13 protein-coding genes are annotated in these 21,059 nt (G+C 39.1%); 8 read left to right on the forward strand and 5 right to left on the reverse strand.

The window, feature by feature from the left end; all coding sequences use genetic code 11:
• The first annotated feature begins 115 nt into the window (after positions 1 to 115).
• The 6 genes from TY21_RS01765 (at position 116) to TY21_RS01790 (ending at position 13,010) form a co-directional block, all read left to right on the forward strand.
• Positions 116 to 883, forward strand: a complete 768-nt coding sequence (locus TY21_RS01765; RefSeq protein ID WP_255501528.1) for a Stp1/IreP family PP2C-type Ser/Thr phosphatase — start codon at positions 116 to 118, stop codon at positions 881 to 883.
• Positions 867 to 2,009, forward strand: a complete 1,143-nt coding sequence (locus TY21_RS01770; protein ID WP_042240215.1) for a cysteine desulfurase family protein — start codon at positions 867 to 869, stop codon at positions 2,007 to 2,009. Before TY21_RS01765 ends, TY21_RS01770 begins: the two co-directional genes overlap by 17 nt.
• Positions 2,010 to 2,565: 556 nt before the next feature.
• Positions 2,566 to 5,142 (forward strand): leucine-rich repeat domain-containing protein, encoded by a 2,577-nt coding sequence (locus TY21_RS01775; protein WP_052354481.1) that lies wholly within the window; start codon positions 2,566 to 2,568, stop codon positions 5,140 to 5,142.
• Positions 5,143 to 5,559: 417 nt separating this feature from the next.
• Positions 5,560 to 8,013, forward strand: a complete 2,454-nt coding sequence (locus tag TY21_RS11255; RefSeq protein WP_197725078.1) for a leucine-rich repeat domain-containing protein — start codon at positions 5,560 to 5,562, stop codon at positions 8,011 to 8,013.
• A 418-nt stretch (positions 8,014 to 8,431) separates the two neighbouring features.
• A complete protein-coding gene (locus TY21_RS11260) occupies positions 8,432 to 10,363 on the forward strand; it encodes a leucine-rich repeat domain-containing protein (protein ID WP_052354480.1) in 1,932 nt (643 codons plus the stop codon).
• Positions 10,364 to 10,490: 127 nt separating this feature from the next.
• Entirely contained in the window at positions 10,491 to 13,010 is a 2,520-nt protein-coding gene (locus TY21_RS01790; RefSeq protein ID WP_052354479.1) for a leucine-rich repeat domain-containing protein, read from the forward strand.
• 281 nt (positions 13,011 to 13,291) lie between these two features.
• Here TY21_RS01790 and TY21_RS01795 read toward each other — a convergent pair whose 3' ends face one another.
• From TY21_RS01795 to TY21_RS01805, 3 genes are read right to left on the reverse strand one after another with little or no spacing between them, the layout of a single operon-like run.
• Positions 13,292 to 14,536, reverse strand: coding sequence for a CNNM domain-containing protein (locus tag TY21_RS01795; RefSeq protein WP_042240142.1), 1,245 nt, complete (start codon positions 14,534 to 14,536; stop codon positions 13,292 to 13,294).
• A 6-nt stretch (positions 14,537 to 14,542) separates the two neighbouring features.
• Positions 14,543 to 15,784: a hemolysin family protein gene (locus TY21_RS01800; RefSeq protein WP_042240139.1), complete on the reverse strand. Its 1,242-nt coding sequence runs from the start codon at positions 15,782 to 15,784 to the stop codon at positions 14,543 to 14,545.
• Positions 15,781 to 16,110: a hypothetical protein gene (locus TY21_RS01805; protein WP_042240136.1), complete on the reverse strand. Its 330-nt coding sequence runs from the start codon at positions 16,108 to 16,110 to the stop codon at positions 15,781 to 15,783. The genes TY21_RS01800 and TY21_RS01805 overlap by 4 nt, the downstream gene beginning before the upstream one ends.
• Positions 16,111 to 16,897: 787 nt before the next feature.
• On the opposite strand from TY21_RS01805, the gene TY21_RS01810 reads away from it, so the two are divergent.
• Positions 16,898 to 17,494 (forward strand): superoxide dismutase [Ni], encoded by a 597-nt coding sequence (locus TY21_RS01810; protein WP_042240132.1) that lies wholly within the window; start codon positions 16,898 to 16,900, stop codon positions 17,492 to 17,494.
• A gap of 316 nt (positions 17,495 to 17,810) precedes the next feature.
• Here the strand turns inward: TY21_RS01810 and TY21_RS01815 are convergent, their stop codons facing one another.
• Entirely contained in the window at positions 17,811 to 18,305 is a 495-nt protein-coding gene (locus TY21_RS01815) for an NUDIX hydrolase (protein WP_042240202.1), read from the reverse strand.
• A gap of 449 nt (positions 18,306 to 18,754) precedes the next feature.
• Here TY21_RS01815 and TY21_RS01820 point away from each other — a divergent pair, with 449 nt between their 5' ends.
• Positions 18,755 to 19,924: a branched-chain amino acid transport system II carrier protein gene (locus TY21_RS01820; RefSeq protein ID WP_042240129.1), complete on the forward strand. Its 1,170-nt coding sequence runs from the start codon at positions 18,755 to 18,757 to the stop codon at positions 19,922 to 19,924.
• 265 nt (positions 19,925 to 20,189) lie between these two features.
• Here TY21_RS01820 and TY21_RS01825 read toward each other — a convergent pair whose 3' ends face one another.
• Positions 20,190 to 20,720, reverse strand: coding sequence for a VUT family protein (locus tag TY21_RS01825; protein ID WP_039385714.1), 531 nt, complete (start codon positions 20,718 to 20,720; stop codon positions 20,190 to 20,192).
• Positions 20,721 to 21,059 lie beyond the last annotated feature (339 nt).

Consider the following 21,059-nt stretch of genomic DNA (forward strand, 5'->3'; position numbering starts at 1 on the left):
TTGGCTTGTTTTCTTTCTCTCTACTCCCATCTAGTAAAAAATTCTGTAATGGATTATGATTCCTTCATTAAACTGCACCTGATTAGTAAGTCCTTTCCTCAAAAATTGTATGTTTATGAACCTAAAGTATTATAAGGTCTCTGTTTACGGTATCTCAGACAAAGGCCTTGTACGCTCAAATAATGAAGATTTTTGGACGCATGTGCATGAGTTGGACTTTGTGGTTTTAACAGATGGAATGGGGGGGCATCGTGCAGGGGAAGTAGCTGCTCGTGAGGCAGCTAAAGCTCTTTGTGAGCACTTGCAGCAAACACTTGCTATCGCAGGCCCTTCGCTCTCAATTGATGAAGCTCATGGCCTTATTCAGCTATCTATCGAACATGCCAATCATACTGTCTATGAGCTGAGTAAAGCTGAAAAGGAGTGGCGGGGAATGGGAACCACCCTATGCTGCTTACTCTGCCATCCTCAGGGTATTATTTATGCTCACGTAGGGGACAGTAGAATTTATCGTTTACATAACGCTCGTCTTCGACAATTAACTAAAGATCATTCTTTGCTAAGGGAATTAGTGGACTTAGGTCAAGTGAATGAACGAAGTAAAGATAAATTTATCTATAAAAACATTATCACTAAAGCGGTAGGCACAGAAAAATCGGTGGAGCCTTCTGTGCATATTAGCGACGTAGCTAAAAATGACATTTACCTAATGTGCTCAGATGGCCTTACCGATATGCTGAGCACAAAAGAAATTGAATCCGTGCTCAACAGCATTCAAAATATTGAAGTCGCTGCTCACATTCTAGTTGCCAAAGCTAATGAAAAAGGCGGGCATGATAATATCACTTTAGTGATTGTTAAAATTGATGAAACTCGTGAATAGAATTTATTTAGATAACAACGCCAGCACTTGTGTGGATCCTCACGTCATCCAGGTAATGACCGAAGTCTTACGCACCTATCCGGGAAATCCTTCTAGCCCTCATTCTTTTGGCCGTGAAGCCCGCCAGGTTTTAAGTCAGGCACGCCAGGCTATTGCTAGCTATCTTAAAGTACGTCCTCAAGAGATTATTTTTACTTCTGGAGGTACAGAAGGGGCGAATATGGCCATTCGCGGTATCCTAGGTGCGTTAACTCAAGGGCATATAGTGACCTCTAATGTTGAACATGCTTGTGTGCATAGCGTGATGGATTTATTGCAGCATCAAGGAATTGAGGTTACATCTCTTGCGGCAGGTTTGCATGGAGCTGTTCTGCCAAAAGATGTAGCTGCTGCTATTCGTCCCCATACCCGATTGATTGCTTTAATAGGAGCAAATAATGAAACAGGAGTAAAAACAGATATCAAAGCGATCGCCAAGATAGCAGAAGAGGAAAATGTTCCTTTTTTTGTAGACGGCGTAGCTTTGCTTGGTAAAGAGCCATTGGAAATCCCTGCGGGTGTGTCAGCAATGTCTTTCAGTGGACACAAAATTCATGCTCCTAAAGGCTGTGGATTTATTTATCTAAAATCTTCCCAAAAATTACTTCCTTTATTGCACGGAGGGCTGCAAGAATATAACCGCCGCGGAGGGACTGAAAATCTGGCCGATATTGCTGGAATGGCTGCAGCCATACAAATACTGGCCCAAACTTTACCGGAAGCTTCTGAAAAGATGTTAAAGTTAAGGGTCTATTTCGAAGAGTCTTTAAAAAAGCATTTAGGCGAGGCAGTGCACGTGAATGGAGAGGGTGACAGAGTTTGCAATACAATCAACCTAAGTTTCGACGAGGTAGATGGAGAAACATTGTTAGCAGCTTTAGATATGGCAGGAATAGCTGCTAGCCACGGATCTGCCTGTGCCTCAGGAGCCATGGAGCCTTCACGTATTCTTCTTAACATGGGGATTCCTTTAAAAAGGGTAAGAGAGTCTATTCGCTTTTCTTTAAGCCGGTATGTCACTCAACAAGAAATAGATCGGGCGATTAATATAATTGTGAATTTGGTAGCCAAACTAAAGGCTTTATAAGCTATCTTTAAGAATAGAGGCTTGCAAATAAGCCAGACATACAGGGGACTAAAAAATTGCTGGCGTTTTTTCTAAAAGACGTCAATTGATAATCCCATTATAGCGTATACAATGTTGCCAGGTATTCTGTCTTATAAAAATTTCTCTTTAAATCTTAAAGCTTTTTAAAATATTTTAGGCATTCTAAAAAGCGTAAAATTTCTCTTTGCATTAAATCTTTGCCTTATTTCGCTTAAATTTCCATGGTCATCCAAGAATACCTGTGTTTTCCCTTACTGAAAAACAAGAAGTTTCTTTTTTCAAGATAGATTTATATCTTACTTTCTAAGAAATTTTTCTCCATGTCTTTCTTTATAGAAAGTATAAAAAAAATAAGCGGTATGAACAGCGGCTATAGCCTCTACCAAGTACGAATATTTTTTTCTCTTAAAATAAAAATTGATCAATAAAGATAAAAAGAATAAGTTAAGGGCAATAAGGTAAGATAAGATCTTAAAAAGCAGGTTACACCAGCATTTAAGGCAATCACTTATCCTAAAACTTTTAGGAGGTTATTATGATCCCTTCATCTTCAACTTCTAGCACCCAGACAACTTTCCGCACAACACTTTCAGAGAAGATAGAAGATGCGGTCTCAGGTAAGCTGATGACTCGGGCAGTTACTTTGTTTCCTTGTGGTCATACCTTTAACGAAGATACCGTCATCGAGTGCTTAGCGCGCAATAAGCTTTGCCCTCTAGATAGAAGGCTTATTGAAAGACATGCGCCTAACTACACGGTGAGGTACCTAGCCGAAACAGCTGGATCTCATCCATTAGAAGAACCTAAGCATGAGCCTAGTGAAGAAGCTGTAGGACATTTCTTACGAGGTAAAGAACTTGCTGAGAAAGGAGATCATGCAACTGCTATAGAAGCTTTACTGCAAGCTTTGCAATTAACTCCTAGTTATGAAAAAGCCCAAGCTTATCTTGAATTTTGCCTTAAACGCTCCTCAGAAACTTCTTCATCTTCACAGCCGCTCTCCCCTTCTTTATCAGAAAAAGGCAAAGAAAAAAGCCTTTCTTCTACAGACTCTCCTAAAGAAGGCTACACTAAACTCTTATTCAATCTGTTAGAAGAGCCTTCCATTCAAGAAAACTCTATATTAAAGAAGATATTAGAGAATCAAGTCGAAAGGCTGATGAGCCTAGAGGGTGAAGAGCTAAATGAGAAAGAAAAAGTAAACTATAAATGGACAGAAAAATTACTAGGAGAAAATAAAAAGGTTAGGCAGTTTGTGGTTGAAAAACTGCGGCAAATCCACCATCAGTCCCTTTGCCTTGCCTCGGTCGCTCCTCAACCTTCTATTTCTTCTTCATCTACTATCTCGTCTAAAGAGATTCAAGCTCTTGCTCCTCCATCTACTACACCTATTTCCATGGTTTCGCTTTACAATGCAATTCTCCAGGTTCATTTTCCTGAGGGAAAAAGGGATTTCATAGCACAAGCTGGTATTTTAGATAAAATTTACGAAATTAAACCTAATCTTTCTATTGAAGAAAAAGTCCCTTATATTTTTCAAAAGCTTTTTACCTTAGCTGCTTCTCTTTCTCCTACAGAATTTGAAGGGAATACTAGGGGAAGCCAATCTTTTACCCTCTCTAATTATTCCTCCTATCTGCTCAATATTAACCGCCTCTTAATTTGGCAAAAGCTACCGGGAGGAAACGATTATCTCAACCAACCACAAATAAAAGCTTTATCTTTAAAGAAAAAAGGAGAGCTGCTAACGCGGTGGATAGAAGAGCTGGGTAAAAACATTACCATTCTGGACTTAGATAATGTAGGCTTGACTTATTTACCGCCAGAGATAGGGCAGCTTTCTCAACTTCAAGCGCTTGGCTTAAGTAACAACCAGCTAACTGTTATTCCTCCCGAAATGTGGCATCTTTCTAAGCTGAGATGTCTCCTCTTAGACTCCAACCAGTTAAGGGCTATTCCTACATCAATTGGACACCTTTCTCAGCTGCAAACGCTTTACTTAAACTTCAACCAGTTAACTGCTATTCCTGCAGAGGTAGGGCATCTTTCTCAGCTGCAAATGTTTAGGCTAGATAGCAACCTGCTAACCACTCTTCCTGCAGCCATTGGGCAGCTTTCTCAGCTGAGAGAGCTTTGGTTAAGCAACAACCAACTCACCACTATTCCTATAGAGGTAGGGCAGCTTTCTCAACTGCAAACGCTTGACTTAACAAACAACCAACTCACCAATATTCCTGCAGAGGTAGGGCAGCTTTCTCAGCTACAACTGCTTTTATTAAGCAACAACTGGCTAACCACCATCCCTGCGGAAATGGGACAGCTTTCTCAGCTGCAAACCCTTGCATTAGACCGCAACCAGTTAACGGCTATTCCTACACCTATTGGGCAGCTTCCTCAGCTGCAAAGCCTTGCCTTAGATCGCAACCAGCTAACGGCTATTCCTGCAGAGGTAGGGCAGCTTCCTCAGCTGCAAATGCTTTGTTTACATAACAACCAGTTAACTGCTCTTCCTGCGGAAATCGGGCAGCTTTCTCGGCTGCAAACGTTTAGGTTAGATAGCAACCTGCTAACCGCTGTTCCTGCAGCCATTGGGCAGCTTTCTCAGCTGAGAAAACTTTTATTACATAACAACCATCTAACCGCTATTCCAGCAGAGATAGGGCAGCTTTCTCGGCTGCAAACGTTTAGGTTGGATAGCAACCAATTAACCGCTGTTCCTGCAGAGATAGGGCGGCTTTCTCAGCTGAGAGCGCTTTCCTTACATAACAACCATCTAACCGCTATTCCTGCAGAGATAGGGCGGCTTTCTGAGCTGGATTGGCTTGACTTAAGCTCCAACCAGTTAACCGCTATTCCTGCAGAGGTAGGGCAGCTTACTAGGCTACAAGAGCTTGACTTAAGTAATAATCAGCTAACCGCTCTGCCTATAGAGATATGGCAGCTATCGCAGCTAAAAACTCTTGACTTAAGTAATAATCAGCTAACGGCTATTCTTGCAGAGATAGGGCAGCTTTCTCAGCTACAAACGCTTGACTTAAGCAACAACCGGCTAATCTTTATTCCTCATCTTCCTAAGCTAAGATTACTCAAGATTGATGGTAATCTCCTTTAGATGGCATTATGAAGTCAATCCTATCTTTTGTACGCTTGTTTACTTTGGTGAATAAGCGGGAATCTATCTTTCCTAGCCTTTGGGCCAAGGTTTCAGATAGGTAGCCTACAATTGGCAAAAATTTCCCTTTTTAAGCCTTTTAGCAGGTTATTCAGGCTATGAAATGAAAGGTTTGAGAGCAAAAACTTTGAGAGGCTAATCCAAAGAGATGAGATAAAAGTTGATAAGAGGTAATAACAGCTGCTATAGCTTCTACCAAATGCTAGCAAAGATTCTCTCTTTTTTCTTTAAAATAAAAATTGATCAATAAAGATGAAAAGAATAAGTTAATGGCGAAAAGTTAGGGCAAGACCTTAGAAAGCAGGTTGGACCGGCATTTAAGGCAATTACTTATTATAAAACATTAAGGAGCTTATTATGATCCCTCCATCTTCTAATTCTAGCACCCAGTTAACTTTTCGTACTACAGTCTCAGAGAATATAGAAGATGCGGTCTCAGGAGAGCTGATGACTCGGGCAGTTACTTTGTTTCCTTGTGGTCATACCTTTAACGAGGATACCGTCATCCAATGCTTAGCGCGCAATAAACTTTGTCCTCTAGATAGAAGGCTTATTGAAAGGCATGCACCCAACTACACGGTGAGGCACCTAGCCGAAACAGCTGAATCTCATCCCTTAGAAGAACTCAAGCATGAGCTTAGCGAAGAAGCTATAGGACATTTCTTACGGGGTAAAGAACTTGCTGAACAAGGAGAGCATGCAACTGCTATAGAAGCTTTACTGCAAGCTTTGCAATTAACTCCTACTTATGAAAAAGCCCAAGCCTATCTTGAATTTTGCCTTAAACGCTCTTCCGAAACTTCTTTATCTTCGCAGCCGCTCCCTCCTCTTCCGCCTTCTTTTCATAGTAAAGATAAAGGTAAAGAGAAAAGCCTATCTTCTACAGAAGCTTCTAAAGAAGGCTATACTGAACTTTTATTCAATCTGTTAGAAGAGCCTTCCATTCAAGAAAACTCTATATTAAAGAAGATACTAGAAAATCAAGTTGAAGAATTGATGAGCCAGGAAGGCGAAGAGCTAAATGAGAAAGAAAAAGTAAGCTATAAATGGACAGAAAAATTACTAGGAGAAAATAAAAAGGTTAGGCAATTTGTGGTTGAAAAACTGCGGCAAATTCACCAGCAGTCCTCCTGTCTTGCCTCGGTCGCTCCTCAATCTTCTATTTCTTCGTCATCTACCACCTCGACTAATGAAATTCAAGCTCTTGCTTCTCCATCTATCATTCCTATTTCCATGACCTCGCTCTACAATGCAATCCTCCAGGTTCATTTTCCTAAAGGGAATGGGAATCTCATAGCACAAGCTGGTATTTTAGATAGGATTTATGGAATTAAGCCTAATCTTTCTATTGGAGAAAAAGTCCCTTATATTTTTCAAAAGCTTTTTGCCTTAGCTGCTTCTCTTTCTCCTACAGAATTTGATGGAAATATCAAGGAAAGCAAAGCTTTTACCCTCTCTAATTATTCCTCCTTTCTACTAAATATTAACCGCCTCTTAATTTGGCAAAAGCTACCGGGAGGAACCGACTATCTCAACCAGCCCCAGATAAAAGCTTTATCTTTAAAGAAAAAAGGAGAGCTGTTAACGCAGTGGATAAAACAGCATGGTAAAAACATTACCATTCTGGACTTAGATTATGTAGGCTTGACTTATTTACCGCCAGAAATCTGGCAGCTTTCTCATCTTCAAGCGCTTAACTTAAGTAACAACCAGCTAACTGTTATTCCTTCATCTATTGGACACCTTTCTCAGCTGCAAACGCTTTACTTAAACTTCAACCACTTAACTGCTATTCCTGCAGAGGTAGGGCAGCTTTCTCAGCTGCAAATGTTTAGGCTAGATAGCAACCTGCTAACCGCTGTTCCTGCAGCCATTGGGCAGCTTTCTCAGCTGAGAGAACTTTGGTTATGCAACAACCAACTCACCACTATTCCTATAGAGGTAGGGCAGCTTTCTCAGCTACAACTGCTTTTATTAAGCAACAACTGGCTAAACACCATCCCTGCGGAAATGGGGCAGCTTTCTCAGCTGCAAAGCCTTGGCTTAGACGGCAACCAGTTAACGGCTATTCCTACATCTATTGGGCAGCTTTCTCAGCTGCAAATGCTTTGTTTACATAACAACCAGTTAACTGCTCTTCCTGCGGAAATCGGGCAGCTTTCTCGGCTGCAAACGTTTAGGTTAGATAGCAACCTGCTAACCGCTGTTCCTGCAGAGATAGGGCAGCTTTCTCAGCTGAGAGCGCTTGGCATAAGTAACAACCATCTAACCGCTCTTCCTGCTGAGATATGGCAGCTTCCTCAGCTGAAAACTCTTAACTTAAGTAATAATCAGCTAACGGCTCTTCCTGCAGAGACAGGGCAGCTTTCCCAGCTGCAAGAGCTTTGGCTAAGCGAAAACAAGCTAACCACTCTTCCTGCAGAGATAGGGCAGCTTTCTCAGCTACAAAGGCTTTGTTTAGATAGCAACCAGCTAACAGCTCTTCCTGCTGAGATAGGGCAGCTTTCTGAGCTAAATTGGCTTGACTTAAGCTCCAACCAGTTAACGGCTATTCCTGCAGCCATTGGGCAGCTTTCTCAGCTACAAAGGCTTGAATTAGGTTGCAACCAGCTAACCGCTATTCCTGCTGAGATAGGGCAGCTTTCTCAGCTACAAATGCTTAGCTTACATAACAACCAGCTAACCTCTATTCCTGCGGAAATCGGGCAGCTTTCCCAGCTAGATTGGCTTGACTTAATCCGCAACCAGCTAACCGTTATTCCACACCTTCCTAAGGTAAGGATGCTTAATATTGAGGGTGATACCGTTTAGATGGTATTATGAAAGCAGATCTGTCTTTTGTGCACTTCTTTACTTTGATGAATAAAGGTGAATCTACCTTCCCTAGCCTTTAAGCTAATTTTTCAGATAAGTAGCCTACAATTGGCAAAAATTTCCCTTTTTAAGCCTTTTAGCAGGTTATGTACGGGATAAAATGAAAGAGTTGAGAGCAAAAATTATGAGAGGCTAATCCAAAGAGATGAGATAAAAGTTGATAAGAGGTAATAACAGCTGCTATAGCATTCTACCAAATGCTAGCAAAGATTCTCTCTTTTTTCTTTAAAATAAAAATTGATCAATAAAGATGAAAAGAATAAGTTAATGGCGAAAAGTTAGGGCAAGACCTTAGAAAGCAAGTCTGACCAGCTTTTAAGTTAATCTCTTATCATAAAATTTTAAGGAGCTTATTATGATTCCTTCATCTTCTAATTCTAGCACCCAGTTAACTTTCCGCAGTACAGTCTCAGAGAATATAGAAGATGCGGTCTCAGGTGAGCTGATGACTCGGGCAGTTACTTTGTTTCCTTGTGGTCATACCTTTAACGAAGATACCGTCATCCAATGTTTAGCACGTAATAAACTTTGTCCTCTAGATAGAAGGCTTATTGAAAGGCATGCACCTAACTACACGGTGAGGCACCTAGCCGAAACAGCTGAATCTCATCCATTAGAAGAACTTAAGCATGAGCCTAGCCAAGAAGCTGTAGGACATTTCCTACGAGGTAAAGAACTTGCTGAAAAAGGAGAGCATACAACTGCTATAGAAGCTTTACTACAAGCTTTGCAATTAACTCCTACGTATGAAAAAGCTCAAGCCTATCTTGAATTTTGCCTTAAGCGTTCCTCAGAAGCATCTTTACCTTCACAGCCGCTCCCTCCTTTTCCGCCTTCTTTTCGTAGTAAAGATAAAGTTAAAGAAAAAAGCCTATCTTCTACAGAGTCTTCTAAAGAACGCTATACTGAACTTCTATTCAATTTGTTAGAAGAGCCTTCCATTCATGAAAACTCCATCTTAAAGAAGATATTAGAGAATCAAGTCGAAGGGCTGATGAGCCATGAGAGTGAAGAGCTAAATGAGAAAGAAAAAGTAAGCTATAAATGGACAGAAAAATTACTAGGAGAAAATAAAAAGGTTAGGCAGTTTGTGGTTGAAAAACTGCGCCAAATTTACTCAGACTCTTTCTCTCTTGCTCCAGTCGCTCCTCAGTCTTCTATTTCCAACTCTTCATTGTTTAGCCCTACTTCTCAACCTGCTACTCCTAACGCTTCTTTCCCTTCTTGGTTTAGTACTACTCCTCAACCTTCTGTTTTCAACTCTTCTTTGTTTAGCGCTAACTCTCAACCTGCTACTACTAACACCTTTTTGTTTAGCGCTACCCCTCAGTCTTCTATTTCCAACCCCTCTTTCTCTTTTGTGTTTAGCGCTACTCCTCCATCTTCTGTTTCTTCTTCATCTACTATCTCGTCTAAAGATATTCAACCTCTTGCTCCTCCATCTACTATTCCTATTTCCATGGCCTCGCTTTACAACGCTATTATGCAGGTTCATTTTCCTGAGAGAAGAGGGGATTTCATAGCACAAGCTGGCATTTTAGATAAAATTTACGAAATTGAATCTACTCTTTCTATTGAAGAAAAAGTTTCTTATATTTTTCAAAAGCTTTTTACCTTAGCGGCTTCTTTTTCTCCTACAGAATTTAAAGGAAGTACTAAGGAAAGTAAGGATTTTACTCTTTCTAATTATTCCTCCTATTTTCTCAATATTAACCGCCTCTTACTCTGGCAAAAGCTACCCGGGGGAACGGAGTATTTAAACCAAGCGCATATTAAAGCTTTACCTTTAAAGAAAAAAGGAGAGCTGTTAACGAAGTGGATAGAAGAGCTGGGTAAAAACATTACCATTCTGAACTTAAATGATGTAGGCTTGACTTATTTACCGCCAGAAATCTGGCAGCTTTCTAAGCTGCGAAAACTTGACTTAAATATAAACCGGCTAACTGCTATTCCTGCGGAAATTGGGCAGCTTTCTCGGCTGAGAATACTTCGGTTAAACAACAACCAGCTAACTGTTATTTCTCAAGAAATTGGACAGCTTTCTCATCTTCAAGTGCTTGGCTTAAGTAACAACCAGCTAACTGTTATTCCTTCAGAAATTGGACAGCTTTCTCATCTTCAAGTGCTTGGCTTAAGTAATAATCAATTAACAGCTATTCCTGCGGAAATAGGGCAGCTTCTTCGCTTGAAAGAGCTTCATTTAAGCAACAACCCGCTAACCGTTATTCCTCACCTTTCTAAGGTAAAGATGTTTAATTACGGGCAAAGCTCTTCTTATTTCTCTTAAAATAAAAATTGATGAATAAAGGTGAAAAGAATAAGTTAATGGCGAAAAGATAAGACAAGACCTTAAAAAGCAGGTTACATCAGCATTTAAGGCAATCACTTATCCTAAAAACTTTAAGGAGCTTATTATGATTCCTTCATCTTCTACTTCTAGCACCCAGGTAACTTTCCGCACTACAGTTTCAGAGAATATAGAAGATGCGGTCTCAGGAGATCTGATGATTCGGGCAGTTACTTTGTTTCCTTGTGGCCATACCTTTAATGAAGATACCGTTATCCAATGCTTAGCGCACAATAAACTTTGTCCCCTAGATAGAAGGCTTATTGAAAGGCATGCTCCTAACTATACCGTGAGGCACCTAGCTGAAACAGCTGATTCCCATCCATTAGAAGAACTTAAGCATGAGCCTAGTGAAGAAGCTGTAGGACATTTCTTAAGGGGTAAAGAACTTTCTGAGAAAGGAGAGCATGCAACTGCTATAGAAGCTTTACTCCAAGCTTTGCAATTAACTCCTACGTATGAAAAAGCCCAAGCCTACCTTGAATTTTGCCTTAAGCGCTCTTCCGAAGCTTCTTTACCCTCACAACCACTTCCTCTTTCTTTTCAGGATAAAGGTAAAGACAAAGAGAAAAGCCTTTCTTCTACAGAGTCTTCTAAAGAGCGCTATACCGAACTCTTATTTAATTTGCTAGAAGAGCCTTCTATTCAAGAAAACTCTATATTAAAGAAGATATTAGAGAATCAAGTCGAAGAGTTGATGAGCCAGGAGAGTGAAGAGCTAAATGAGAAAGAAAAAGTAAGCTATAAATGGACAGAAAAATTACTAGGAGAAAATAAAAAGGTTAGGCAATTTGTGGTTGAAAAGCTGCGGCAAATCCACCAGGGCTCTTCCTCTCTTTACCCAGCTGCTTCCCAATCTTCTATTTCTTCTTCATCTACTATCTCGTCTAAAGGGATTCAGCCTCTTTCTCCTCCATCTACTACTCCTATTTCTATGACCTCGCTTTATAAAGCAATCCTCCAGATTCATTTTCATTTTCCTGAGAGGAACGGGGATTTCATAGCACAAGCTGGCATTTTAGATAAGATTTATGAAATTAAGCCTAATCTTTCCATTGAAGAAAAAGTACCTTATATCTTTCAAAAGCTTTTTACCTTAGCCGCTTCTCTTTCTCCTACAGAATTTGAAGGGAATATTAAGGAAAGCCAGGCCTTTACCCTTTCTAATTATTCCTCCTATCTGCTCAATATTAACCGCCTCTTGTTCTGGCAAAAGCTACCGGGAGGAACCGATTACCTCAGCCAGCCCCAGATAATAGCTTTATCTTTAAAGAAAAAAGGAGAGCTTTTAACGCAGTGGATAAAAGAGCATAGTAAAAATATTATTAACTTGAACTTAGATGGGGTAGGCTTGACCTTTTTACCACCAGAGATCGGGCAGCTTTCCCAGCTGATAGCTCTAGGCTTAGGCGATAACCATCTAACCATCATTCCTCCTGAAATCGGGCAGCTTTCTCATCTTCAAGCGCTTGGCTTAAGTAACAACCAGCTAACTGCTCTCCCTGCAGAGATAGGGCAGCTATCGCAGTTACGAACTCTTAACTTAGACAATAATCAGATAATTGCTATTCCTGCAGAAATAGGGCGGCTTTCTCAGCTAGAACTGCTTTTGTTAAGAGACAACCGGCTAACCACTCTTCCTGCTGAGATAGGGCAGCTTTCTCAGCTGCAAGCTCTTGACTTAAGTTACAACCGGCTAGTTGCTCTGCCTGCAGAGATAGGGCAGTTATCGCAGCTGCAACTCCTTAACTTAAGCTTTAACTATCTAATCGTTATTCCTGCGGCTATCGGGCAGCTTTCTCAGCTAGAACTGCTTTTGCTAAGAGACAACCGGCTAACCACTCTTCCTGCTGAGATAGGGCAGCTTACTAAGCTAGAAGCGCTTAACTTAGGCGATAACCAGTTAACTGCTCTGCCTGCATGGATAGGGCAACTTTTTCAGCTGGAACGGCTTGATTTAAGCTTCAACCAATTAATTGCCCTGCCTGCAGAGATAGGGCAGATTGCTGAGTTGGCGGCGCTCAATATAAATTTTAACCGGCTAACCACTCTTCCTGCTGAGATAGGGCAGTTATCCCAACTGCAAGAGCTTGGTTTACATATGAACCAGCTAGCCGTTATTCCTTTAGAGATAGGGCAGCTTTCTCAGCTGAAAATACTTGCCGTAAGCAGTAATCAGCTAAATGCTATTCCTGCTGAGATAGGGCAACTTTCTCAGCTGAATAAGCTTTGGCTAAGCAGCAACCAGCTAACCGTTATTCCTGCTGAGATAGGGCAGCTTTCTCAGCTGCAAAAACTTGACTTAAGTAATAATCAGCTAACTGCTATTCCTACAGCCATCAGGCAGCTTTCTCAGCTGCTAGAGCTTGACTTAAGTAATAATCAGCTAACAACTCTTCCTGCTCAGATAGGGCAACTTTCTCAGCTACAAAAGCTTGCTTTAAGTAACAACCAGCTAACCGTTATTCCTGCAGCCATCGGGCAGCTTTCTCATCTGCAAGAGCTTGACTTAAGCTATAACCAGCTAACCATTATTCCTCACCTTCCTAAGGTAGGGAGGCTTAATATGGAGGGTAATCATCTTTAGAAGGTCTTATGAAGAAAGGCTTGTCTTTGATGTATTTCTTTAATTTACTATGGTGAATAAAGAGGAATTTACCTTCCCTAGCCTTTGAGCAAAGTTTTCAGATAGGTAGCCTACAATTGGCAAAACTTTTCCTTTTAAGCTTTTTAGTATGTTATGCAGGCGATAAAATGAAAGATTTGTGAGCAAAAAACTTAAGAAGCTAGCCTAAATAGGTAAAAGAAAATTGATAAAATAATAAATTTAATTTCAAGAGAGGAAAATTTTTATGCTTTTTCTAGTTTTCAAATTTGAAGAGTGGTAATCATCACGCTTTTGATTTCTAGTAGGGTCGCTTCGTTGACTGTAATAACGAAGGGCTCGATATAAATCGATTCTCCCTCCTCAGGCATGTGCCCTAGCTTAGAAAGGACTAGTTCTGATAGCTTTAATTTTTTCTCATCAGCTAGTTTTACATCAAATTGTTTATAAAACTCTTCAATCGTCATATCACCAGGTAGGGTTCTATCGATGATTAATTGATTAGGTAAAGTGTCTTGCTTGTGGATAGGGTGAGGGTGAGATCCAAAGATGGCTTGCATAATGCAGTCTAGGCTAAGGATGCCGGAGGCTTGTCCATTGACATCTAAGACAACGGCTACACTCTGATTATTGCTTTTAAATTGTTTGAGGATCTGCATGATGTTAGTATTTTGGGTGATAAACCAAGGAGGAAGGCAATAGTCACGTAGCCGTTTATTATCGGCAGCGCGAATCAATAGCCGAGGGAAAGCTATTCCTATAATATGATGCATTTCCCCAAGGTGAACGGTTAAGAAACGCTCTTTTGTTTTAGCCATTAAACGTTTAGCATCTAAGATCGTAGCAGTAGCACCTATGGTAGGAATTTGGCCAATAGGGATCATGAGCTGGCGTGCTTCCTTATTATTCATCTTAAAGATATTGGCAGTAATCGTTTCAAATTCCTTGTTTTCCGAGCTGTGGAGTTTAATGTCATCTTGCTCTTCTAAAAGCTTCTGAAGCTCTTTTTGACTAAGATAGAAGTTGGCATTAGATTCTCGTCCTCCAATTAAATAATTGGCTAATTTTGAAAGTCCGCTAATCACCCATAAAATGGGAGCCATCAATTTGGCAGTAAAATAAACAATCGGTACTCCCATCATGGCAATATGCTCAGGATAGCGCCTAGCTGCCAAGATAGGAGCTAACTCGCCAAAAATTACGACTAGGATAACCTGCGATAAAGGGGCAAGATCAGGATCAAGGCCTATACTTTGATGAAAAACTCGAGCACATTCCGATCCAATCACCATGGCTAAATTAACGATAATTAAGGTGGTCCCAAATAATCGCGAGGGGTTATGAAGAAGATCGTTAAGCCAAATTGCTCGTGTATGACCTTTGCTATAGTAATATTGCAGTCTTATCTTATTAAAAGAGACACAAGCCATTTCTGCCATAGAGAAAAAAGCTAAAACGAAAATAGAAAAAATATTAAAAAATAGCCACCAGCCTGCCGAAAGATTCATTTAATGCTACCTGCTTTTAAGCCTTCGAACGTATATTCTTCTTATCCTGTTTGGATCAGCCGATAAAACTTGAAAGAGAAAGGTGTGGTTCTCAAATTTAGTGCCACTTTTAGGGATATCTCCCAGCTGTTCTGTTAGCCATCCCCCTAAGGTAACCATACTTTCACTTTTTAAATCCGTTTCAAAATAGTTATTGAATTCATCTAATTCCATTTTCCCACTCGCAATAATCTCGTCTTTTCCTGCTTGGGTAAAGATAACTTTTTGATCGCGTAAATCTTTAATTTTCCCTACGACAACTTCGACGATATCTTCATAGGTAACTAAGCCAGAAATAGAGCCATATTCATCTACCACCAGAGCTATTTCTTGGCCACTTTCCTCGAATCGCCTTAATAAAGTACGCGAAGGGGTGGTCTCTGGAATATAATAGGGGCGCCATAAGAAATTTTTTAAATCTTGGGAGGTGTGGATGGCTTGCCGATGGAGAAAATACTGCTTGGCATCAATGATCCCCAAAACATTTTCAATGCCGTTTTCACAGACGGGGAGACGAGTGCATTGCTTATCCACGAAAAGATGAATTAATTTTGTTAAAGGATCTTCTTTATTATAAAATAGGATTTCTTGGCGCGGACGCATGATTTCTCTTACATTTGTATCCTGCAGATTTAAATATCCTCCAATTAATTCTCGTTCTTCATGGTTAAGAATTCCCGCTTCCTCAGATTTTTTTAGCACGTGATGAAGTTCTTCGCGCGATATAACGGCATCTTTTTTTAGAAAGAAAAAAAATACACGCGAAATGGGGGAGAGAATGTAGATGATAAACGTTTTGATCGGGTATAGCAGGCGTTGTAGAGAAGCTAAAGCAGGTGCGGTATGCTTAGAAAGTTTAACATTGTTTTGTATCCCCAGGTACTTAGGTACAATCTCGCCAAAAACTAATAAAAGTACAAAAGGTAAGCCTACGGCCATTAGCCACCCACCAGCGTTTGTAAAAGCATGTGAGATAACGTTTTGCAGGAGAATATTGACGATCGTATTAAGAAGAAAAACGGTAATTAGCAACTCACGCGGCTGTGCAAGCAGCCTAGAGATCAAGCGTTCGCGTGAATCTTCACTGTTTTTAAAGCTTTTAATTCTTGTAGAAGAAAGAGAAAAAAGCGCTGCTTCTGAAGCAGAGCACCAACCAGAAGCAAGTGTGAGCAATAAGATAACTACAATTAAAATTAAACTACTTATCATGGCTTGCTTGCCATCGATTTATCAAAAAAGACTTTAATTTGTCCCTCGGGCACAAGACCTAAACCTTTCATAAGAACTTGCTCGACCCATGCCGGATCGCTTTGGCTATTAATTTCAATTAAAAGCTTTTCTTGCAAAGCATACGCTTCTTTCTTTTGTTTTTCTAGCTCTTGGTAATGCTCTTGAAGGGTAGCATATTCTTTATCCCGTACTTTCATACCCTGTTCCAATAGCATATAGATAAAAAGGCCAAACAGAATGACCCACCAAGCTTGAAAAAAAAACTGTTCTACGTATCGATTAATTTTAAGAAGAAAGAGCTGCATACATCAAATTTATATTCTTTTACTGTTTTTCTATCCAGCGTTTTAACACAAGTTAACCATCTAGTAGCTTATCAATCTGAGGGAGCATGAAAAATATCTAGATAGATGGACTAATACCTGTTTCTTATTTGATAAGAAAAAGCACAAGAACGATTTTTTATTGGATTTTTCAAGGGCACAATCTTAGATGAAAGTCTTCTTTGTTTTTTAGAATCTATTTGGCTTAAGCTAAGCCTAACTCTTTCAAATTAAAATTCAACCCTTAGGCCATTTTTCTGCCTAATCGCAGAGCTTTTATAACTCATTTTAAGTACCAATTATATTTATTAAAACTTTTTTAAAGGCCCTTTATTTTTTTTCTATAGAGGAGAGCCTAGCTTTCATTTCTAAGAAAAAATGCCTAAAAATAAAAGTGGTAAATCTTAAAGAAGATTTAACTGAATAAATCGCTATTTAAGTGGAAGCAGGATTGACTTTTACTGCCGCCCTGCAGCCAGCTTTTTTGTCTATAGATAAGGTTTTTTATCTCTTTCTATTTTCTTTATTTATTACAGAAATTAGGCTTTAGACATGCCCTTTAAGCTCTATAATTTTTTATCGTTAACAAGGCAAATGCTATGTTTTTCTAGCATTTTCTAAACTATTAAAGTAAGCAAGCACTTGTCAAATATTTTTAGATGAGATAAAAGCCTATCCTGCTTATTACTTTGCTAAAACCCATAAATTTTTCTTAAGTTTTCGTTTAACACATACAACACTTAAGGGATGATTAAAAAAAGGAGAATCGATGAAAAAAACTATTCTGGTACAGGGGATAATAGCCTTACTCTGCCATACAGGATCTTTAATGGCCCACTGTCAAATGCCTTGTGGAATTTATCATGATGAGCTGGTGTTCAATCAGATCGATCAATATATCGAAACTATGTATAAAGGGATCACCGAGCTTAATAATAGTAAGTTTTCTACTCCCTTTGAACGCAATAACTTCATCCGATGGGTAAAACTTAAAGATTCAGCTTCGGATGAAATTGCCAATCTTATTACGGCATACTTTCTTCAGCAAAAGATAAAGCCGGCCGAGGCTGACACTCCTAAACGTTTAATAAGTGCTCATAAAATGTTATTTGAGCTTACCGCTATTAAGCAGAACGTAAATATAAAGATGATAGAAACCTTTGCTGACGAGTGGGAAAATTTTAAACAGATGTTTCACGTGATTAATTATGAATGCCAGATTGATCTCATTAAGCGCAGAAAACGAGAGAGAGATTTCCAACTTAAAGATCAGCAGAAGCTGAATGACAAGCTTCCCTCTGCGGAAAATCCTACTTCCAATGAGCACCATGAGCATTCTTCAGATGATCATGAGCATACTCATTAAGAATAAGAGCTTATTTTTTTAAAAGCTTGGTCTAGGCAGATATTAAAGAGAGTGGATGAGCTTGGAAATAATGGATATAAATGTTTTAAACTCCTCACTCTAGAAAAATTTAAATCTGCTTTTCTGCCCTTTTCAAGTTTCTTATCCTTTAGGAAAGTGCCACACCTTTTCCTAAAGGATAAGAAAGATAAGGGGGGCGCTTTTTATTTGCTCTTCCGGGTTCTGCTTAAATTTTTTTCTCGGGAGTTTTTATTGAGAAGGATTATTTAAAAGGTACGCAAATGATGGTTTAGCTTGAAAGCAGATTTTATGCAGCTTATTCCTTGTTTTTCATCAAAGTCATTAAAAAGCGTAAAACCCATGTGGGATGCTTAAAAAAATATTTTATTAGATTTATATAGGTTACATGATTTAATGATCGATAAATAACGTGAGGCTCGTTTCTAAGTGCATCTTGAAGCCATTCCTTATGTAGGAAAAAAAAGTGGCTAGGGAGTTGTTGAAGGGGGAAAAAATCAATCTCTCTTGTTTCAGCGCCTTTTTGTAGTTCTCCCTTTAAAGGGGAACATTCATATATTTCAGTAAAGCGCGAGAGTTTATTGATAGGAGTATATTCGGCTACTTTTCTTAGGACTTTTACGGTGAGACCCGTTTCTTCTAGCACTTCTCTAATAACAGCTTGACAAGAGTTTTCATTCTCTTCAACGCCCCCACCAGGTAGGACCCAAAGAGGAATATCTTGACGTTTGACTAGCAAAACTTGAGATTTATTGGAATTAAAAATCACACCTATAGCAGCATTTTTTCTCATATAAATAGAGGTCCCAGAGGCAGTTAAACGAATAGTGTAAAGCATAGAATCATAAGAAGCAAATGAAGTATTTTTAACAGTTATAACTAGCTTATTCTTTATATTTTGCTGCCATTATTGTTAATTGACATAGAATAGCGTTTTCTATATAATTAGTCTGCTAAGCTCTCTTTGAGGCTTGATATTGAACAGATAATTAATTAGCTAAAGTTTTTTTTAAGCATTCTTTGTAGGAGCTCTTAAAGGAATGCTTGAAGAAAAAAACAAGGAAGGGAGTGTTGTTCACTATTTTTCTCTTTAACTCATCAATTTTTTCTTTTTTAGTTCATCTTATCCTTTTGAATCTCTAAGGCTCTTAATGCACGCGCCTTTTGAAAAAGTTTATTGCCTTTTTGAAGAGTTTAATTGTATTATTTGTAGCTTTGCTTATTATTTGAATGGAGAAAAACATGTCTCTTAAAAAGTCATCCAGTGTAATGGCAGCAGGGTTAGCATTATTTTCCATGTTTTTCGGTGCCGGGGATCTCATTTGGCCCTTAATCTTAGGAGGAAACGCTGGCGATAAAAACTTTTTTGCTATGCTGGGCTTGCTAGTAACAGGTGTAAGCCTACCTTTACTAGGCTTGATAGCCATGATGATGTTTCGAGGTGACTATCGACAATTTTTTGGCCAAACAGGTAAATGGCCAGGTCTTATCCTAGTATTTATCATACAGGCAATTTTGGGCCCCATTGGCTCTATTCCGCGCTTAATTACACTTTCCTTTGCTACTTTAAAGCCTTATATGCCCGGAAATGTGACTCTTTTTACCTTTAGCATTTTATCCTCTCTACTCGTTTTGGGCTTTACTCTAAGAAAAAATAAAGTGATTAATTTTTTGGGATTAGTTTTGACTCCTCTTCTATTACTTTGTCTAGGATGTATTCTTGTTGTAGGTTTTATTAATCCACCTGAAGCCCATCTGGTTTCCTGGGCACCCGTAGAAGCATTTAATCAGGGTTTACATGTGGGTTATAATACTTTAGATTTAATTGCAGCTTTCATTTTTGCTCCTTTAGTTTTAAGCCATTTTATGACTGACCATGAAGAGGCTAGCAGCGGGGAGAAACGACATGAGATTTTTAATAAAATGCTTAAAGCAAGCCTTTTAGCTGCAGGCCTACTCTCTGCAATGTATATTGGCCTGACCTCGGTGGCTTCCTTTTATACTCATGTATTGCCTGCCAACCATTTACCTGAGGAGCGCTTGTCAGCTATTGCGATGCATTTATTAGGCCCTCAAGGCGCTTTTGTGGCATGTTTAGCGGTAGCCATGGCTTGCTTGACCACGGCAATTCCGCTGGTAAGTATCTGTGCCGATTACATCCAGAATGACCTTTTGCCTGTCGACAAAGGTCCTTTATTACCTTTGGGCATTACATTAGGTATCTCATTAGGAATTGCTAATTTAGGCTTTAGTGGAATTGCAAGCATGCTTGCCCCTTTGCTTAATATCTTATGTCCTAGCCTAATCGTGTTAAGCATTTCAAATATCATCAATAAGTTATACGAGATTAGAACACGAAAAGCACCTATTTTCATTACTTTTGCTTTGTCTACTATGAATTATTTTATTTAAAAAGATAAGGTTTGCCTCATCCTCTGCATTCTAAAAACTTTTTGGAAAAGAACGTTTGATCACCTTTAGAAAAAGACATTAAGTTTTTTGGAAGCCATTAAAATAAATAGTCTTTCTTCAAGCATTTCTATGCTGATTTTGTAAGAAAGCTAGTTTGGATTTTCCTAGATAGAAGCGGATATGTTTTTAAGAAAGGCAAAGGAAAACTACCGTGTTTTTTCTATCCGCGCTACTATTGCGCCCCTACCATAAATCACTTCTTATTTTAAGCTTGAAGAGACTCTCGGAGGGGATTAGTGGCTTTCTGGATAGCTAGGCGAAAAGGAATTAATAATACAAAATCAAAAAGTATTTTAATACTTAAGTCACTAAGAGCCCAATTCATCAGCGGAACAGGCTCTCCCCAAAACGCTAGACTCCAAAAGATGCAAGTATCTACAAAAGATGCTCCTATTGAAGCAAATAAAGGGGCAAACCACCATGTCCTTTTTCGCATAGAAGCAAAAATGCTGATATCTAATAGCTGAGAGATCAAAAAAGCTAGCCCTGAAGCACAAGCTATCTTAGGTGTAGACAACCAAATAGATAATAAAAATGCCAGCATAAAGCCTACATAGACGACGCGTTTAGCAACTCTAGGGCCATGCAAGCAATTATTAACTTCAGTGACCAAAAATGATAGTGGATAAGTAAAAGATCCCCATGTAAGCCAATCATTAATAGGAAATTGAACCAAAAAATTGCAGCTGGTAACGATAGCAATCATGGCAAGGTAAGCGAATTGAATACTGAACATACAACCCTCTGATTAAAAGCGTTATCTTACATAAAATGAGAATTATATGCCTACATTTTGTGTGTTTTCTTTGCTAATAAATATTTCTTTTTTCTCTTAATAGAATCTCCTTATGTTTAAATTTAATTTATAAGCTTAAGCAAGTTTTGCTTGATTATTACAAACCTCTTCTCGAAGTTGCTCAATTGAGCCAGTAAATAGGAAAAGACGCCGCCGGACAAAGAAGCTCTATTCTGGTTTTCAGAAAATTTTTACTGGTTATTATTTTGAAATTTTTCCTAGAGCTCATGGATAGGCTTTATAGCCATCCTCTCTTTATGATTGATCTTTATTCTTGTG

The sequence above is a fragment of the Neochlamydia sp. S13 genome, from assembly GCF_000648235.2.
In the GTDB taxonomy this organism is placed as follows: domain Bacteria; phylum Chlamydiota; class Chlamydiia; order Chlamydiales; family Parachlamydiaceae; genus Neochlamydia.

Coding starts and splice junctions, on each gene's coding strand:
- TY21_RS11260 (WP_052354480.1), top strand. CDS start 8,432: ATGATTCCTTCATCTTCTAATTCTAGCACCCAGTTAACTTTCCGCAGT.
- TY21_RS01775 (WP_052354481.1), top strand. CDS start 2,566: ATGATCCCTTCATCTTCAACTTCTAGCACCCAGACAACTTTCCGCACA.
- TY21_RS01825 (WP_039385714.1), bottom strand. CDS start 20,720: ATGTTCAGTATTCAATTCGCTTACCTTGCCATGATTGCTATCGTTACC.
- TY21_RS01770 (WP_042240215.1), top strand. CDS start 867: ATGAAACTCGTGAATAGAATTTATTTAGATAACAACGCCAGCACTTGT.
- TY21_RS01790 (WP_052354479.1), top strand. CDS start 10,491: ATGATTCCTTCATCTTCTACTTCTAGCACCCAGGTAACTTTCCGCACT.
- TY21_RS01795 (WP_042240142.1), bottom strand. CDS start 14,536: ATGAATCTTTCGGCAGGCTGGTGGCTATTTTTTAATATTTTTTCTATT.
- TY21_RS01805 (WP_042240136.1), bottom strand. CDS start 16,110: ATGCAGCTCTTTCTTCTTAAAATTAATCGATACGTAGAACAGTTTTTT.
- TY21_RS01800 (WP_042240139.1), bottom strand. CDS start 15,784: ATGATAAGTAGTTTAATTTTAATTGTAGTTATCTTATTGCTCACACTT.
- TY21_RS01815 (WP_042240202.1), bottom strand. CDS start 18,305: ATGAGAAAAAATGCTGCTATAGGTGTGATTTTTAATTCCAATAAATCT.
- TY21_RS11255 (WP_197725078.1), top strand. CDS start 5,560: ATGATCCCTCCATCTTCTAATTCTAGCACCCAGTTAACTTTTCGTACT.
- TY21_RS01810 (WP_042240132.1), top strand. CDS start 16,898: ATGAAAAAAACTATTCTGGTACAGGGGATAATAGCCTTACTCTGCCAT.
- TY21_RS01765 (WP_255501528.1), top strand. CDS start 116: ATGAACCTAAAGTATTATAAGGTCTCTGTTTACGGTATCTCAGACAAA.
- TY21_RS01820 (WP_042240129.1), top strand. CDS start 18,755: ATGTCTCTTAAAAAGTCATCCAGTGTAATGGCAGCAGGGTTAGCATTA.